Here is a 15,209-nt window from a genome sequence, read left to right as displayed (position 1 = left end):
TGGTGCTCGACATACCGTTGCTGTTCGAGACCGGCGGCCGGCGCCGGGTCGATCGCGTCGTCGTCGTATCCGCCCCGCCCGCGGTGCAGCGCCATCGCGTGCGCCTGCGCGGCAAGATGGACGAGGCGCAGATCAGCGCCATCATCGGGCGCCAGATGCCGGACCGCGAGAAGCGGCGACTCGCCGACCACGTGGTACAGACCGGCCTGTCGCGCCATCACGCGCAGCGCGCCATCCGCCGGCTGGTCCGGTGCCTCACGCGCGGGGGGAGAGAGCATGAGCCGGTCCGTCCTGTTCGACACGGAAACCACAGGGCTTGATCCGGCGAGGGGCGACCGCGTCATCGAGGTCGCGGCGCTCGAACTGATCAACGATCTGCCCACGGGCCGGACGTTTCACACGCTGATCGATCCGTGCCGCGACATCCCCGAGGACGCGAGCCGCATCCACGGCATCACCGCCGCCGACGTCGCCGGCAAGCCGCGGTTCGAGGACACGGCGGATGCCCTGCTGGCGTTCTTCGGCGACGATCCGCTGGTCGCGCATAACGCGCCGTTCGACTTCGGCTTCCTGGACGCGGAACTGGCGCGCATCGGCCGGCCCCGGCTCGATCCGGCGCGGATGATCGATACGCTGGCGCTGGCGAAGACGCACTTTCCGGGCCTGCCCAACAGTCTCGATGCGCTGTGCCGGCGTTACGGCATCGATCTGTCGGCGCGCACCACGCACAACGCGCTGCTCGACTGCAAGCTGCTGGCCGAGGTGTATGTCCAGCTCACGGGCGGCCGGCAGCGCGGCCTGTCACTGGTGGCCGAGGCGGAGGAGGCGGCGATGCCGCTGGTGGCCTATACGTTCACCGCCGCCCGCCGCCCCGTCCTGGTGGTGCCGGACGAGGCGGCGCTGGCGGCGCATGCGGCGCTGGTGGCGCGGCTGAAGGACCCGGTCTGGCTGATGGCCTGATCCGGGTCCCGGCGGCGAGACGTCAGGGCGCGCGGCGTCAGGCGGTGGCGACGGGGCCCGGTCCCTGCCCGGCCTGCTGACGGCGGGCCTGCCACAGGGCGACGAAGTCGATCGGCTGCAGCAGCACCGGCGGGAAGCCGCCGTCGCGCGTCACCTCGGCCAGGATGTTGCGGGCAAAGGGGAACAGCAGCCGGGGGCATTCCACCAGCAGCACCGGTTCGACCGCGTTTTCCGGCAGGTTGTTCAGGGTGAACACGCCGGCATAGGACAGCTCCGCCACGAACAGCGTCTGCGGCATCACGTTGGGCGGGGCCGCGCCGTCGGCGCCGTTGGCGGCCGGCATGCCGGCCTCGGCGCGGATGACCAGCGTGACCTCGTAGACGTTGGTCTGATCCCCGACGCGGCGGGCCTGGACGTCGAGGTTGATGTTGACCGCCGGCTGGCTGCGCAGCTGCGTGTAGACCTGCGGGGCGCCCGGGACCTCGAACGACATGTCCTTGACGTACTGGGCGTTGACGACCAGCGGCAGCGACTGCGCGCCTTGCTGGGCCAGCGGGGCGGGCGTGCTTTGTGACATGGACGCTCTCCGTGAAACGGTCCTGGTGTGACGGGCGCGGCGCCGACCGCCTGCGCGGCCGTCCACGCGTTGCGCCGGGCTACATGCCTTGGGGGCAGCGCGGTAGCACGGGCGGTCGTGCGAGCCTAGAGCCAAGCCGGGTCCCGGCGCATCAGCGACGGGGGCGTCCGGATGCCGGGAGCCAGGCCACGCCGGGCGGATCAGGCCTTCCAGGTGATGGTCGCCGGCCCCTCCGCCCGCGGGTCGCAGCGCAGCCACTGGCCGTTCATCACGCTCTGCCCGGTGAGCGAGAGGATGAACCCCCAGTGGGTGACGACCAGCGTGTCTTCCCAGCCGTCGACCGCCGCCATCTCGGCGCGGAAGCGGCGGGCGCGGCCGATGATGCTGTCCGCCGTCTCCTCGGCCGGCGGCCACCAGACCTCGTCCAGATGGTCGAAACCGTGGTCCGGCCAGCGCATGGCCAGCTCGGTGCGGGGCGTGCCGATGTCGCAGGCGAAGGCATAGCGCTCCCGCACCAGCGGGTTGATCAGCACCGGGGCGTCGATCGCCTCCAGCACGTGGGCGGTCGTCTGCAGCGTGCGGGTATAGGGCGAGGTGATGATGCGCCTGATGCCGGCGTCACGAAGGGCCTGCCCGGCCGCCCGCGCCTGCTCCCGCCCGAGGTCGGTGAGCGACGGGTCCTCGATGCCGGGATCGCGGCGCGTCTGGGTGAAATGGAGGTTGAATTCGCTTTGGCCGTGTCGGAGCAGGATCATGTCCGGGCGGATACCATGGGCCGGGCCGGTTGGGGACCGGGGGGCGCGGCCAAGGCGCGCCTTTGTGCGCGGGCGAAGACGCCCTATGTCTAGGGTCCGGAGCGAGAGCAGAGAGCATGGGCAGCGCCAACGGGTTTCCGATCGACCTCGTCCTGTTTGGGATGATCGCCGCGTTCCTGGTGCTGCGCCTGCGCAGCATCCTGGGCCGGCGGACCGGGTTCGAGCGTCAGGGTGAGGCGTTCAGGCCGGCGGCCGACACGACGGGCGGGCGCAAGGCCCCGGTTATCGACGCCCGCGCCGAACCGGTCGCGCCCCCCGGCCGGCCGCTGCCGGACCCGGCCGGTCCGGTCGGCCAGACCTTGCTGCGCATGCAGACGATCGACCGCAGCTTCACCCCCGCCGGCTTCCTCGCCGGGGCGGAGAAGGCGTTCACCCTGATCGTCGGCGCCTATGCCGAGGGGCGGCGCGACACGCTGCGGCCGCTGCTGGGGCCGGAAATCTTCGCCGCCTTCGACGCCGCGATCGCCGCGCGCGAGGCGGCGGGCGAGACCCAGGTGACGGAGGTGCGGGCCATCACCGGCGCCTCGATCGAGGCGGCGCGGCTGCACGACACCCATGCCAGCATCGACGTGCGTTTCGTGTCCGATCAGGTCAGCTATGTCCGCGCCCGCGACGGCGCCATCGCCTCCGGGGCCGATGCGGTGACGGAGCTGGACGACATCTGGTCGTTCGAGCGCGACCTCACGCAGCGCGACCCGACCTGGCGGCTGGTGTCGGCGCGGAGTGCCTGACCGCCTGTACCCAAGGCGGATCAGGCGGGAGCGTCGGGCAACCGGCGGAAGATGGTGACGACGCGGAACCGGTGATTGGTGCTCTTGACCATGCCGATCACCCCGTCGATGGCGAAGCGGTCCTTTCGATACATCGGCAACACCTGATCCAGCCAGACCACGTGCGCGCCGGGCGGCAGGCGCTGCAGCGCCCGCATCACGAGATTCCGCCGGATCATGGTGGTCTGGTACCGCTCGGCGTCCTCCACGCTGTAGGGGGGATCGGCGAGCACCAGGTCATAGGTCTCCAGCGGCACGCCCATCAGGCTCTGGGCATCGTCGACATAGGTGGGCGCCAGCGACGGATTGACGTCCACGGTGTCGCCCGGCAGCGCCGAGAGATCCACGCGGCCGGAAAACACGTGCAATATCCGTGACTTGTCGGGGAACAGCGCGCGTATGCGACGCAGGTAGCCGGCCGGATAGCCGCCGTAGTAGCCGGATTTCACCCGATAGTCGTTGCCCATGATCCAGGTGCCGACGATGCGGCCGTCCTCGCTGACGAACAGCGAGCGCGGAAAGCCGGTCCGCGCGACGTAGTGGTCGATGCGGGCGGCGAGCGTGAGCGTCTCTGCGGACGGCGCGGGGACGGGGGGCGACGGCGTGACGGCGGTGTCCATGGCGCGACCATGCGCCGGCGGTCCGCGCCGCAGAAAGGGGCGGCGCGCGACTACTCCCGTGCCAGGACTCGGTCGTTGAGGAAGGTCGCCATGCCGCCGGCCCGCCAGTCCCGGCGCAGCGCGGCCTCGTCGTACTCGGTGCGGACCCAGTCGGCGAAGGACAGGCGGCCCTCCGCCTCGCGGGCATAGGTGAGCAGGAACGCGTCCAGCACCCCGGTCTTCGACCGCGCCACGTGCCCGAACCGCCACGAGAGCTGGCGCATCGCCGTGCTTGCCGTCGCGCCCTGGGCCAGCAGGAAGATGGCGGCGGCGAGGCCGGCGCGGTCGGCGCCGGACTTGCAGTGCACCAGCCCCGGCTCGGCCATGGTCCGGTAGGTCTCAATCAGCCGCAGCACGCGGTCGCGCTGCGGCGCGCCGCGGCTTTCAAGCGGCGCATCGACGAAGGCGAGCCCCAGCCGGCCCGCGGCCTCCCGGCTCAGCGCGTCGGACCCGTTGCCCGTGGGGCCGCGCAGATTGATCAGGGTGCGTATGCCGTGCCGCCCGACCACGGCCGCGAGCCGGCCGGGCGTCGGGTGGTTCATCCGGTACAGCCGGCCGGGGACGACGGCCGCGAAATTGGTGAAGACCAGCCGCCACAGGGCGTGATCGACGAACAGCGCGTCCACCCAGGCGAGGCGGCGGTCGCCCGGCGTCTCCAGCCGTCCGCGGAAGATCGTGTCCATGCCCGCGCTTATGCGGGCGCGGCCGGGCGGAGGCAAATCGCGGCTCGGCCCGTCCTGCCGCGCCCCGGCCGGGCGGCGTTGGGCCAGCCCTGCCCAGCCGGCGCTTGTCGCGGGGCATGGGACGGCGCTACCTGCATGCCGCACGGCAGCAAATGCCGGGGCGGCAAACGCTTGGGGATCAGGTCGATGGGCTACAGGGTCGCGGTCGTGGGTGCCACCGGGGCGGTCGGGCGCGAGATGCTCAAAACGCTGGCCGAACGGCAATTTCCCGTGAGCGAGGTGGCGGCCCTCGCCTCCGGCCGCTCGGTGGGACAGGAAGTCTCGTTCGGCGAGCGCTCCGTCCTGCGGGTGCAGGCCCTGGACAGCTTCGATTTCCGCGGCTGGGATATCGGCCTGTTCAGCCCCGGCGCGTCGGTCTCCGCCGTCCATGCCCCCCGCGCGGCCGAGGCGGGATGCGTGGTGATCGACAACACCAGCCATTTCCGCATGGAACCGGACGTGCCGCTGGTGGTGCCGGAGGTGAACCCGCAGGCGCTGGCGCGCTTTGCCAAGCGGCGGATCATCGCCAACCCGAATTGCAGCACGATCCAGATGGTGGTGCCGCTGAAGCCGCTGCACGACCGCTTCGGCGTCCGCCGCATCGTCGCCGCCACCTATCAGTCCGTCTCCGGCGCCGGGAAGGAGGCGATGGACGAGCTCTACGCCCACACCAAGGCGTTCTACGTCAACGATCCGGTCAAGCCCGAGCAGTTCACCAAGGAAATCGCCTTCAACTGCATCCCCCAGATCGACCGCTTCATGGAAGACGGGTCGACCAAGGAGGAGTGGAAGATGGCGGTCGAGACCCGCAAGATCGTCGATCCGGACATCCAGGTCTTCGCCACCTGCGTCCGGGTGCCGGTCTTCATCGGCCACGCGGTCGCGGTCGTCGCCGAGTGCACGCGGCCGGTATCCGTCAGCGAGGCGCGGTCGATCCTGCGCGATGCCCCCGGCGTGACCGTGGTCGATCAGCACGAGGACGGCGGCTACGTGACGCAGGCGGAATGCGTGGGCGAGGACACGGTCTATGTCTCGCGCATCCGGCGCGATCCGACCGCCGAGAACTCCATCGCCTTCTGGTGCGTGAGCGACAACCTCCGCAAGGGCGCGGCCCTCAACGCCGTGCAGATCGCCGAGACGATGGTGGCCCAGGGGCTCCTGGGCAAAAAGGCGGCCTGATCGGGACCGGATCGCGGGGGCGGCGGCTTGACAAGCGGCCGTCCTTGCTCACTCAAGGTCGATCGTTCGATAGAACCGGCGAGGGGTTGAGCCGTGACTGACACACGCGAGGCGATGATGGTGGCGCGGACGTCCGACGGGCGTCTGGTGCGCCGGCCGCTGTCGCCGCATCTTCAGATCTACCGTCCGCAGATCACCAGCGCGCTGTCGATCTTCCACCGGGTGACGGGCGTCGCGCTGTCGGTCGGCACCCTGCTGCTGGTGTGGTGGCTGGTCGCGGCGGCCGACGGGGCGCCGGCCTATGACGCGGTGCAGGGCTTCATCGCCTCGCCGATCGGGCTGCTGCTGCTGTTCGGCTGGACCGCCGCGCTGTTCTACCATTTCTTTGCCGGCCTGCGGCACCTTGCCTGGGATGTCGGCCGGGGCTTCGAAAAGGCCGAATACCATGCCTCCGGCATCGCGGTGCTGATCGCCACCGGCGCCTGCACGCTGCTGACGTGGTTCGTCGGTCTGCTGCTGAGGGCCTAGGGCAATGAGCGAAAAGACACACACGCCGCATGTCGCGGTGCTGCGCTCGCCGCTCGGGCGGGTGCGCGGGCTCGGCTCGGCGCGCTCCGGCGTGGCGCACTGGTGGGCGGAGCGGGTCACCTCGGCCGCGCTGGTGCCGCTGACGCTGTGGTTCATCCTCGCCCTGCTGGGCCATCTGGGCGCACCGCACGCGGCGATCGTTGCCTGGATGCAGTCGCCGGTGACAATGGTGCTGATGCTGGCGCTGGTGCTCACCACCTTTCATCACATGCACCTGGGCTTGCAGGTGGTGATCGAGGACTACATCCACGCTGAGCCGGTGCGGCTCGCCTCGCTGCTCGTGATGCGCGCCGTGACGGCGCTGCTGGCGCTCGCGTCCGTCGTGTCCATCCTGAAGCTGGGCCTGTCGGGCCACGTCTGACACGGGCGCGGTCCACAACGATCCGGCGTCGCCACCGCGCCGGTGAATACGAGGCTGAGATGAACGCCATCACGCTGCCGTCCACCCGGGCCTATTCCATCGTCGACCACACCTATGACGTGGTCGTTGTCGGCGCCGGCGGGTCGGGCCTGCGCACCACCCTCGGCATCAGCGCCGCCGGCCTCAAGACCGCCTGCATCACCAAGGTGTTCCCGACGCGCAGCCACACCGTCGCGGCGCAGGGCGGCATCGGCGCCGCGCTCGGCAACATGGGCGAGGACGACTGGCGCTGGCACATGTACGACACCGTGAAGGGGTCGGACTGGCTCGGTGACCAGGACGCGATCGAATATATGTGCCGCGAGGCGATCCCGGCCGTCTACGAACTGGAACATTACGGCGTGCCGTTCAGCCGCACCGATGACGGGCGCATCTATCAGCGCCCCTTCGGCGGCCACATGAAGGATTACGGCAAGACGCCGGCGATGCGCGCCTGCGCCGCCGCCGACCGCACCGGGCATGCGATCCTGCACACGCTGTATCAGCAGAGCCTGAAGCACGACGTGGAGTTCTTCGTCGAGTATTTCGCCCTCGACCTGATCATGGACGAGGGTGCGTGCCGCGGCGTGATGGCGTGGTGCCTGGATGACGGGTCGATCCACCGCTTCCGCGCGCAGACCGTGGTGCTGGCGACCGGCGGCTATGGCCGCGCGTATCAGTCCTGCACCTCCGCTCACACCTGCACGGGCGACGGCGGCGGAATGGTGCTGCGCGCCGGACTGCCGGTGCAGGACATGGAGTTCGTGCAGTTCCACCCGACCGGCATCTTCCCGGCCGGCTGCCTGATCACCGAGGGCGCGCGCGGCGAGGGCGGGTACCTCACCAACAGCGAGGGCGAGCGGTTCATGGAGCGCTACGCGCCCACCGCCAAGGACCTCGCGAGCCGCGACGTGGTGTCGCGCTCGATGACGATGGAGATCAACGCCGGGCGCGGCTGCGGTCCGAACAAGGACCACATCCTGCTGCATCTCGAACATCTCGGCGCCGACCTGCTGCACGAACGGCTGCCCGGCATCTCCGAGACGGCGAAGGTATTCGCCGGCGTCGAGGTGACGAAGGAGCCGATCCCGGTGCTCCCGACCGTTCACTACAACATGGGCGGCGTGCCGACGAACTACCGCACCGAGGTGCTGCGCCCGACCAGGGACGACCCGGACGCCGTGGTGCCGGGGCTGATGGCGGTGGGCGAGGCCGCGTGCGTGTCGGTGCACGGCGCCAACCGGCTCGGCACCAACTCGCTGCTCGATCTCGTCGTGTTCGGACGTGCCGCCGCGCATCGCTGCGCCGAGACGCTGAAGCCCGGCGCGTCGCAGGCGCCGCTGCCGGCGCGGGCGGGTGAGGCATCGCTGGAGCGGTTCGACCGCACCCGCCACGCCAAGGGCGGCACCAGTGTCGCGGCCCTGCGGGCGGAGATGCAGAAGACGATGCAGGCCCACGCCGCGGTGTTCCGCACGTCCAAGAGCCTGACCGAAGGCGTCGCGAAGATGCGGCGCGTGTGGGACGGGCTGTCCGACATGTCGGTCGCCGACCGCTCGCTGATCTGGAACAGCGATCTGGTCGAGGCGCTGGAGCTGCACAACCTGATGGGCAACGCGATGACGACGATCGTCAGCGCCGAGGCCCGCCCCGAGAGCCGGGGCGCGCACGCGCATGACGACTATCCCGATCGCGACGATGCGAACTGGATGAAGCACACGGTCGCGACCTGCGACGACCACGGCGAGGTGTCACTCGCCTATCGTCCGGTGCGCATGCAGACGCTGACCAACGAGGTCTCGGTCTTTCCGCCGAAGAAGCGGGTTTACTGATCGAACGTCCCGCAGCAGGCGAGAGAAGAGGCGTTACATGGCTGAGTTCACGCTGCCGGCGAACAGCAAGGTCAAGCCGGGCAAGACCTGGAAGGCCGAACCCGGCGCCAAGCGGGTGCGGAGCTTCAGCATCTATCGCTGGAGCCCCGACGACGACGCGAATCCGCGTATGGACACGTACGAGGTCGACCTCGATGCGTGCGGCCCGATGGTTCTCGACGCGCTGATCAAGATCAAGAACGAGATCGATCCGACGCTCACGTTCCGCCGTTCCTGCCGCGAGGGCATCTGCGGCAGCTGCGCGATGAACATCGACGGCACCAACACGCTCGCCTGCCTCAAGCCGATCGAGGAGGTGAAGGCCACCGTCAAGATCAACCCGCTGCCCCATATGCCGGTGGTCAAGGATCTGGTGCCCGACCTCACGCAGGCCTATGCGCAGTACCGCTCCGTCGAGCCGTGGATGCAGGCGGAGACGGCGGCGCCGCCGGATGCCGAGCGGCTGCAGTCGAAGGAGGAGCGCGCCCAGCTCGACGGGCTGTGGGAATGCATCCTGTGCTTCTGCTGCACGACGAGCTGCCCGAGCTACTGGTGGAACGGCGACAAGTATCTGGGCCCGGCCACCCTGCTGCAGGCCTATCGCTGGATCGCCGACAGCCGCGACGAGGCGACCGGCGAACGTCTGGACGCGTTGCAGGACCCGTTCAAGCTGTATCGCTGCCACACGATCATGAACTGTACCCAGACCTGTCCGAAGGGGCTGAACCCGGCCAAGGCGATCGCGTCGATCAAGCAGAAGATGGTCGAGCGCCAGGGCTGAGCCCCGCTGCCGAGCCCCGCCGCCGGCCTCCCTCGTCCCGTCCGCCGCGCCGTCAGGCGGCGGCGGTCAGGCGCTTGACGAAGGCAGACAGGCGGTGGCGGCGCAGTTCGCTGCGCGCCAGCGCGTCCGAGGCCATGTAGTTCATCTGGATCGCGTAGCGGCGCCCGACGAAGGAATGATGGCCGTGCCAGGTGGCGGGGCCGTTCGGGAAGATCAGCAGCGTGCCGTCCACCGGCGGCACCTCCACCGCGTAATCCTCCAGGTCGTGCGGGCCGCGCAGCAGCCGCAACCGCCCCTCCGTCCCCGCGAAGCCGCTGTCGCCCGGGTTGAGATAGAGCAGGATCGTCACCCGCTTGGCCGTGCTGTCGCAGTGGATGCGCCCGTCGCGGGCCTCGGTCCGGCCGCGTATGGTCAGCATCGTCGGCGCGTCGCTGAGGTCGAGGCCGAAGCGCTCGGCGACGATCGACCGGAAGATCGGCCCCTGCATTTCCTCGGACAGTGCGCGCGCGGCGGGGCCGAGGCGCAGGCTCTCCGCCGGGAAGGACCCGCGCTTGGCGATCGGCGGCATGTCGGCGAGCACGGCGCGGAGACTGTCGGGCGGGACGAAGCGCGGCACCACGACATGGGCGAACGGGTCGGTCGCCACCGGGGTGTGGCGCAGCGCGTCGTAATCAAGGGTCAGGCTCGGCTCGGTCATGCGTCCCTCCGCCACTCCCGTGGCATCCCGTGGTCTGCCCGCCTGTAGCACGACCGGCCCGCAGGTGGTCAGGTGCGCGGGTCGATCGCCGGCCGGCGGATCACCGTCGTGGCCAGCAGGCGTGGGCAGGCCGGTGCGTCGGCGCAGCAGGCGCTGGCCTCCGGCACGGCATAGGCGATCCGCCCGGCGCGGGGCGAGAGCGATCCGCACGCGGCATCCATGCCGGCACGCGGCGACTGGTGTGCGCCGCTGGCCAGCGCGGCAGTGGAGGCGCTGGCAGCAAACGCGATCGAAAACAAGATACTGCGCATCGTACTTCCCTTCCCATCTGCGAATTCGGCGGTTAGGGATGCAGCGCCGCAACAGCGGGCTTGGTTTGTTCGGCTCGCGCGTCGTTGATCGGCGGCACGGTGTGGGCTATGGCGCGATGCAGCATGAAAATCGACACGCCACCCGCGGCGCTGCGCGACGGGCCGCTGCCGGCCTACCGGGCGCGGCTGCGGGCGGGCGAGCTTGCCGCCGACCCCGCGCAGGCCTTGGCGGCGGAGCGGCTGCAGCTGCTGTGGGCGAAGCTGCACCAGTATGACCCCTCCCCCGGGCCGCAGGCGGAGGGCGGCAGCTTTCTCGCCCGCCTCCTTGGCCGCCGCCGGGTGGAGGAACAGCAGGACTATCCGAACGGGCTGTATCTCGTCGGCGACGTGGGCCGCGGGAAGTCGATGCTGATGGACATGTTCTTCGCGGCCGCGGACGTGCCGCGCAAGCGGCGGGTGCATTTCCACGCCTTCATGCAGGACGTTCACGCCCGCATCCATGCGGCGCGGCGCGAAGCGCCGTCGGGCTTCGATCCCGTCCCGCCGCTCGCCGACGGCCTCGCGGCCGAGGCCGCACTGCTGTGCTTCGACGAGTTCCAGGTCACGGACGTGGCGGACGCGATGATCCTCGGTCGGCTGTTCGAGGCGCTGTTCGCCCGTGGGGTCGTGGTGGTGGCGACGTCGAACACCGCGCCGGACCATCTGTTCGAGGGCCAGCCGGGGCGGGACGCGTTCCTGCCGTTCATCGCCCTGATCAAGCGGCATCTGGAAGTGCTGGTCCTTGAGGGCGGGCGCGACTGGCGGCGGTCCCGGCTGCGCGACCGGACCACCTGGCACGTCCCGGCCGATGCGCGCGCGACCGAGGCGCTGGACGCGGCGTTCGAGGCGCTGGCGGGCGGGGCGGCGGCGCATCCCGAACGTCTGCGCGTCTCCGGGCGCACCCTGACGGTGCCGCTCGCGGCCGAGGGCGTGGCGCGGTTCGACTTCGCGGCCCTGTGCGGCCAGCCGCTCGGGCCGGGCGACTATCTGGCCATCGCGACCCATTATCACGCGCTTGTGCTCGACGGCGTGCCGCGGCTCGGGCCGGACACCCACGACGAGGCGCGGCGGTTCATCACGCTGGTCGATGCCCTGTACGAGCATCGCGTGAAGCTGATCGCCTCCGCCGACGCCGCCCCCGACATGCTCTACCGCGAGGGCGACGGGGCGGAGGCGTTCCGGCGCACGGCCTCGCGCATCGAGGAGATGCAGAGCGCCGACTGGCAGCATCTCGCGCATCTCACCTGACCGGCGTGGCGGGCTGCTTGTCGCTTATCGGCCAATCGGCTAGCTACGCGGGCGCCGCCGACGGCGCCGGAGAAGCCGTGCGGGGCGGGCTGGCAGCAGAGCCGCTGCACCATGTCCGCAAACCGGACGCATGGGCGCCGGCATCCCCCATATCATTCCAGACGCACACAACGGGCTTCCGAGGTTCTGTATGGCACGCAACAAGATCGCCCTCATCGGCGCCGGCAACATCGGCGGCACACTCGCGCACCTGATCGGCCTGAAGGAGCTGGGGGATGTCGCGCTGTTCGACGTCTTCGGCGGTGTCGCGGCGGGCAAGGCGCTCGACCTGATGCAGTCGGGCCCGGTCGACGGGTTCGACAGCGCCATGGCGGGGGGCTCCGACTACGCGGCCATCGCCGGCTCGGACGTGGTGATCGTCACCGCCGGCTTCCCGCGCCAGCCCGGCATGTCGCGCGACGACCTGGTTGCCAAGAACGCGGGCGTCATCGCGCAGGTGGCCGAGGGGATCAAGGCGCACTGCCCGGACGCCTTCGTCATCGTCATCACCAACCCGCTCGACGCGATGGTGTGGGTGATGCAGCTCAAATCCGGCCTGCCGCACAACAAGGTGGTGGGCATGGCGGGCGTGCTCGACAGCGCGCGCTTCCGCCTGTTCCTGGCGCACGAGTTCGGCGTGTCGGTCGAGGACGTGACGGCCTTCGTGCTCGGCGGCCACGGCGACACGATGGTGCCGCTGACGCGCTATTCGACGGTCGCCGGCATTCCCGTGCCCGACCTCATCAAGATGGGCTGGACGACGCAGGAAAAGATTGACGCCATCGTCAAGCGCACCGCCAACGGCGGCGGCGAGATCGTCAAGCTGCTGGAAAAGGGCAGCGCCTTCTATGCCCCGGCGGCGAGCGCGATCGCCATGGCGGAGAGCTACCTGAAGGACAAGAAGCGCGTGCTGCCCTGCGCCGCCTACCTCTCCGGCCAGTACGGCATCGACGGGCTGTATATCGGCGTGCCGGTGGTGATCGGTGCGGGCGGCGTCGAGCGGATCGTCGAGATCGAGCTGGACGCGGCGGAGCAGGCGGCGTTCGACAAGTCCTGCGCGTCTGTGCGCGAGCTGATCGAGGCGTCGAAGAAGCTGGTGGGCTGACCCGCGCGGAGCGTCCGGCATGAACATCCACGAGTACCAGGCCAAGGAACTGCTGCGCGGCTACGGCGTGGCGGTGCTGGACGGCCACGTCGCCTGGACCCCCGAGGAGGCCGAGGCGGCGGCGGCCAAGCTGCCGGGTCCGGTCTATGTGGTGAAAAGCCAGATCCACGCCGGCGGCCGCGGCGCCGGACGCTTCGCCGATGATCCGGGCGGCAAGGGCGGCGTCCGCCTCGCGAAGTCGCCGGCCGAGGCACGGGCGGCGGCCGAGGCGATGCTCGGCCATGTCCTGGTCACCAAGCAGACCGGGGCGGCCGGCAAGCGCGTCAACCGCGTCTATGTCGAGGCGGGCTGCGACATAAGCCGCGAGCTGTACCTGTCCCTGCTGGTCGACCGCGCCACCGCGCGGATCACCATCATGGCCTCGACCGAAGGCGGGATGGAGATCGAGGAGGTGGCCGCGCACAGCCCGGAGAAAATCCTCCGCGTGGCCGTCGATCCGGCGGCCGGCCTGTCCGGCTTCCACGCACGCCGCCTCGCCTATGGACTTGGGCTGGAGGGCAAGCAGATTGCTGCGTTCTCCCGCTTCGTGTCGGCGATGTATGCGGCCTTCCTCGCCCTCGACTGCGCCATCGTGGAGATCAACCCGCTGGTGGTGACCGGCGCGGGCGAGGTGGTCGCCCTCGATGCCAAGATCAGCTTCGACGACAACGCCCTGTTCCGCCACCCGGAGCTCGCCCGCCTGCGCGACGAGACGGAGGAGGACCCGAAGGAGCTGGAGGCGGCGAAATACGACCTGAACTACGTCGCGCTCGACGGGTCGATCGGCTGCATGGTCAACGGGGCCGGGCTTGCCATGGCCACGATGGACATCATCAAGCTGTATGGCAGCGCCCCGGCCAACTTCCTCGACGTCGGCGGCGGCGCCACCAAGGAGAAGGTGACGGCGGCGTTCAAGATCATCCTGTCGGACCCGCACGTGGAGGGCATCCTGGTCAACATCTTCGGCGGGATCATGCGCTGCGACGTGATCGCCGAGGGCGTCGTCGCGGCGGCGCGCGAGGTATCGCTGTCGGTGCCGCTGGTGGTTCGGCTGGAGGGAACCAACGTGCAGCTCGGCAAGGAGATCATGGCCAAGTCCGGCCTGCCGATCATCACCGCCGACAATCTGGCCGACGCGGCCGAGAAAGTCGTGCGCGCCGTGGCGGAGGCAGGCTGATGGCAATCCTGGTCGATGCCGAGACGCGGGTGATCACCCAGGGCTTCACCGGTGCCCAGGGGACGTTCCACTCCGAACAGGCGATCGCCTACGGCACCAAGGTCGTGGGCGGCGTCACGCCGGGGAAGGGCGGGACGACGCATCTCGACCTGCCGGTCTATGACACGGTGGCCGAGGCGGTGGCGGCGACCGGCGCGACCGCCAGCGCCATCTATGTCCCGCCGCCCTATGCCGCCGACGCCATCCTGGAGGCGATCGACGCGCGCGTGCCGCTGATCGTGTGCATCACCGAGGGCATCCCCGTCCTTGACATGGTGCGGGTCAAGCGCGCGCTGTCCGGTTCCGGATCGCGGCTGGTCGGCCCGAACTGCCCGGGCGTGATCACGCCGGACGCCTGCAAGATCGGCATCATGCCCGGCCATATCCACCGCCGCGGCTCGGTCGGCATCGTCAGCCGCTCCGGCACGCTGACATACGAGGCGGTGGCCCAGACGACGGCGGCCGGGCTCGGGCAGAGCAGCTGCGTCGGCATCGGCGGCGACCCGGTGAAGGGGATGGATTTCGTCGAGGTGCTGGAGCTGTTCCTCGCTGACGACGAGACCAGGCAGATCATCATGATCGGCGAGATCGGCGGCCAGAGCGAGATCGAGGCGGCGGAGTTCCTCGCCCGCTCGCCGGTCCGAAAGCCGGTCGTGGGGTTCATCGCCGGGGCGACCGCGCCGCCGGGACGCCGGATGGGCCATGCCGGGGCGGTGATCTCCGGCGGCCGCGATACCGCTGCCGCCAAGATGGAGGCGATGCGGGCCGCCGGCATTCACGTGGCCGAAAGCCCGGCGGCGCTAGGCAGTACGATGGTGAAGGCGCTCCGGGGCTAGCGTCGCCATGTTCGCAGATCAACCCTGTGCGGTGACCTATGCGTTCATGGGGTGTCTCGGTGCGGCCTATGTGAGCGTTTCGTGATCGGACGATCGTTCCGACAAGTCTGAAGGACGCTGCCGCATGGCTGGCATGGATATACTCGCAACCGCCTTCAACGGCGCCAACGCGGCTTTCATCGCGGAGATGTACGCCCGCTGGGCGGCCGATCCCCGCAGCGTGGACCCGAGCTTCGGCGAGCTGTTCTCCGCCCTGAACGACGAGGCGCGGGCGGTCCTCGGCGATGCGACCGGGGCCTCCTGGGCGCCGCGGCCGAGCCGGTTCGAGGTGGCGCCCGATGCCGCCGCGGTGGGCGCGGC

19 protein-coding genes are annotated in these 15,209 nt (G+C 70.2%); 13 read left to right on the top strand and 6 right to left on the bottom strand.

From position 1 onward, the window contains the following. Both B8460_RS01930 and dnaQ read left to right on the top strand, forming a co-directional pair. Window positions 1-320 (top strand): dephospho-CoA kinase (locus tag B8460_RS01930; protein ID WP_148360240.1); only part of this gene is annotated, 320 nt, incomplete at its 5' end. Further along, window positions 277-960, top strand: coding sequence for a DNA polymerase III subunit epsilon (gene dnaQ / locus B8460_RS01925; protein WP_048859883.1), 684 nt, complete (start codon window positions 277-279; stop codon window positions 958-960). The genes B8460_RS01930 and dnaQ, both read left to right, overlap by 44 nt. 37 nt (window positions 961-997) lie before the next feature. Here dnaQ and secB read toward each other — a convergent pair whose 3' ends face one another. Continuing rightward, complete coding sequence (gene secB / locus B8460_RS01920; protein WP_048859882.1) at window positions 998-1,537, bottom strand: protein-export chaperone SecB; 540 nt, start codon at window positions 1,535-1,537, stop codon at window positions 998-1,000. Between the two features lie 200 nt (window positions 1,538-1,737). Continuing rightward, window positions 1,738-2,292 carry a histidine phosphatase family protein gene (locus B8460_RS01915; RefSeq protein ID WP_048859881.1) on the bottom strand — a complete coding sequence of 185 codons (555 nt, stop codon included), beginning with the start codon at window positions 2,290-2,292 and terminating at the stop codon, window positions 1,738-1,740. A gap of 116 nt (window positions 2,293-2,408) precedes the next feature. Here B8460_RS01915 and B8460_RS01910 point away from each other — a divergent pair, with 116 nt between their 5' ends. Beyond that, window positions 2,409-3,083, top strand: a complete 675-nt coding sequence (locus B8460_RS01910; protein WP_048859880.1) for a Tim44/TimA family putative adaptor protein — start codon at window positions 2,409-2,411, stop codon at window positions 3,081-3,083. A gap of 20 nt (window positions 3,084-3,103) precedes the next feature. Here B8460_RS01910 and B8460_RS01905 read toward each other — a convergent pair whose 3' ends face one another. Both B8460_RS01905 and B8460_RS01900 read right to left on the bottom strand, forming a co-directional pair. Continuing rightward, window positions 3,104-3,742 carry a hypothetical protein gene (locus B8460_RS01905; RefSeq protein ID WP_048859879.1) on the bottom strand — a complete coding sequence of 213 codons (639 nt, stop codon included), beginning with the start codon at window positions 3,740-3,742 and terminating at the stop codon, window positions 3,104-3,106. A 50-nt stretch (window positions 3,743-3,792) separates the two neighbouring features. Then, complete coding sequence (locus B8460_RS01900) at window positions 3,793-4,455, bottom strand: phosphatase domain-containing protein (RefSeq protein WP_048859886.1); 663 nt, start codon at window positions 4,453-4,455, stop codon at window positions 3,793-3,795. 195 nt (window positions 4,456-4,650) lie between these two features. Here B8460_RS01900 and B8460_RS01895 point away from each other — a divergent pair, with 195 nt between their 5' ends. The 5 genes from B8460_RS01895 to B8460_RS01875 all read left to right on the top strand — a co-directional run bounded on the left by B8460_RS01895 (window position 4,651) and on the right by B8460_RS01875 (window position 9,319). Next, window positions 4,651-5,682, top strand: coding sequence for an aspartate-semialdehyde dehydrogenase (locus B8460_RS01895; RefSeq protein ID WP_048859878.1), 1,032 nt, complete (start codon window positions 4,651-4,653; stop codon window positions 5,680-5,682). Between the two features lie 93 nt (window positions 5,683-5,775). Then, window positions 5,776-6,210 carry a succinate dehydrogenase, cytochrome b556 subunit gene (sdhC, locus tag B8460_RS01890; protein WP_241771068.1) on the top strand — a complete coding sequence of 145 codons (435 nt, stop codon included), beginning with the start codon at window positions 5,776-5,778 and terminating at the stop codon, window positions 6,208-6,210. A 4-nt stretch (window positions 6,211-6,214) separates the two neighbouring features. Then, window positions 6,215-6,631: a succinate dehydrogenase, hydrophobic membrane anchor protein gene (sdhD, locus tag B8460_RS01885; RefSeq protein ID WP_048859877.1), complete on the top strand. Its 417-nt coding sequence runs from the start codon at window positions 6,215-6,217 to the stop codon at window positions 6,629-6,631. Between the two features lie 59 nt (window positions 6,632-6,690). Continuing rightward, complete coding sequence (gene sdhA, locus B8460_RS01880) at window positions 6,691-8,499, top strand: succinate dehydrogenase flavoprotein subunit (protein ID WP_048859876.1); 1,809 nt, start codon at window positions 6,691-6,693, stop codon at window positions 8,497-8,499. Between the two features lie 37 nt (window positions 8,500-8,536). Beyond that, complete coding sequence (locus B8460_RS01875; protein WP_048859875.1) at window positions 8,537-9,319, top strand: succinate dehydrogenase iron-sulfur subunit; 783 nt, start codon at window positions 8,537-8,539, stop codon at window positions 9,317-9,319. A 52-nt stretch (window positions 9,320-9,371) separates the two neighbouring features. Here B8460_RS01875 and B8460_RS01870 read toward each other — a convergent pair whose 3' ends face one another. Together B8460_RS01870 and B8460_RS01865 are read right to left on the bottom strand one after the other, a co-directional pair. Continuing rightward, window positions 9,372-10,016, bottom strand: a complete 645-nt coding sequence (locus B8460_RS01870) for a 2OG-Fe(II) oxygenase family protein (protein ID WP_048859874.1) — start codon at window positions 10,014-10,016, stop codon at window positions 9,372-9,374. A 68-nt stretch (window positions 10,017-10,084) separates the two neighbouring features. Beyond that, window positions 10,085-10,327: a hypothetical protein gene (locus B8460_RS01865; protein ID WP_048859873.1), complete on the bottom strand. Its 243-nt coding sequence runs from the start codon at window positions 10,325-10,327 to the stop codon at window positions 10,085-10,087. Between the two features lie 123 nt (window positions 10,328-10,450). Between B8460_RS01865 and zapE the strand changes: the two genes are divergently transcribed. The 5 genes from zapE to B8460_RS01840 all read left to right on the top strand — a co-directional run. Continuing rightward, a complete protein-coding gene (gene zapE, locus B8460_RS01860) occupies window positions 10,451-11,614 on the top strand; it encodes a cell division protein ZapE (RefSeq protein ID WP_048859872.1) in 1,164 nt (387 codons plus the stop codon). A 190-nt stretch (window positions 11,615-11,804) separates the two neighbouring features. Beyond that, on the top strand, window positions 11,805-12,758 hold the full coding sequence (gene mdh / locus B8460_RS01855; RefSeq protein WP_048859871.1) for a malate dehydrogenase: 954 nt from the start codon (window positions 11,805-11,807) through the stop codon (window positions 12,756-12,758). A 19-nt stretch (window positions 12,759-12,777) separates the two neighbouring features. After that, the gene (sucC, locus tag B8460_RS01850) at window positions 12,778-13,974 is read left to right on the top strand and encodes an ADP-forming succinate--CoA ligase subunit beta (protein WP_048859870.1); all 1,197 of its coding nucleotides are present in this window, start codon (window positions 12,778-12,780) and stop codon (window positions 13,972-13,974) included. Next, complete coding sequence (gene sucD / locus B8460_RS01845) at window positions 13,974-14,849, top strand: succinate--CoA ligase subunit alpha (protein WP_048859869.1); 876 nt, start codon at window positions 13,974-13,976, stop codon at window positions 14,847-14,849. Before sucC ends, sucD begins: the two co-directional genes overlap by 1 nt. A 124-nt stretch (window positions 14,850-14,973) precedes the next feature. Further along, the coding region (locus B8460_RS01840; protein ID WP_148360238.1) for a 2-oxoglutarate dehydrogenase E1 subunit family protein at window positions 14,974-15,209 on the top strand (236 nt) is incomplete at its 3' end.

Source organism: Acidisphaera rubrifaciens HS-AP3 (assembly GCF_000964365.1).
GTDB classification, from domain to species: domain Bacteria; phylum Pseudomonadota; class Alphaproteobacteria; order Acetobacterales; family Acetobacteraceae; genus Acidisphaera; species Acidisphaera rubrifaciens.
This window is presented reverse-complemented; position numbering and strand designations above follow the sequence as displayed.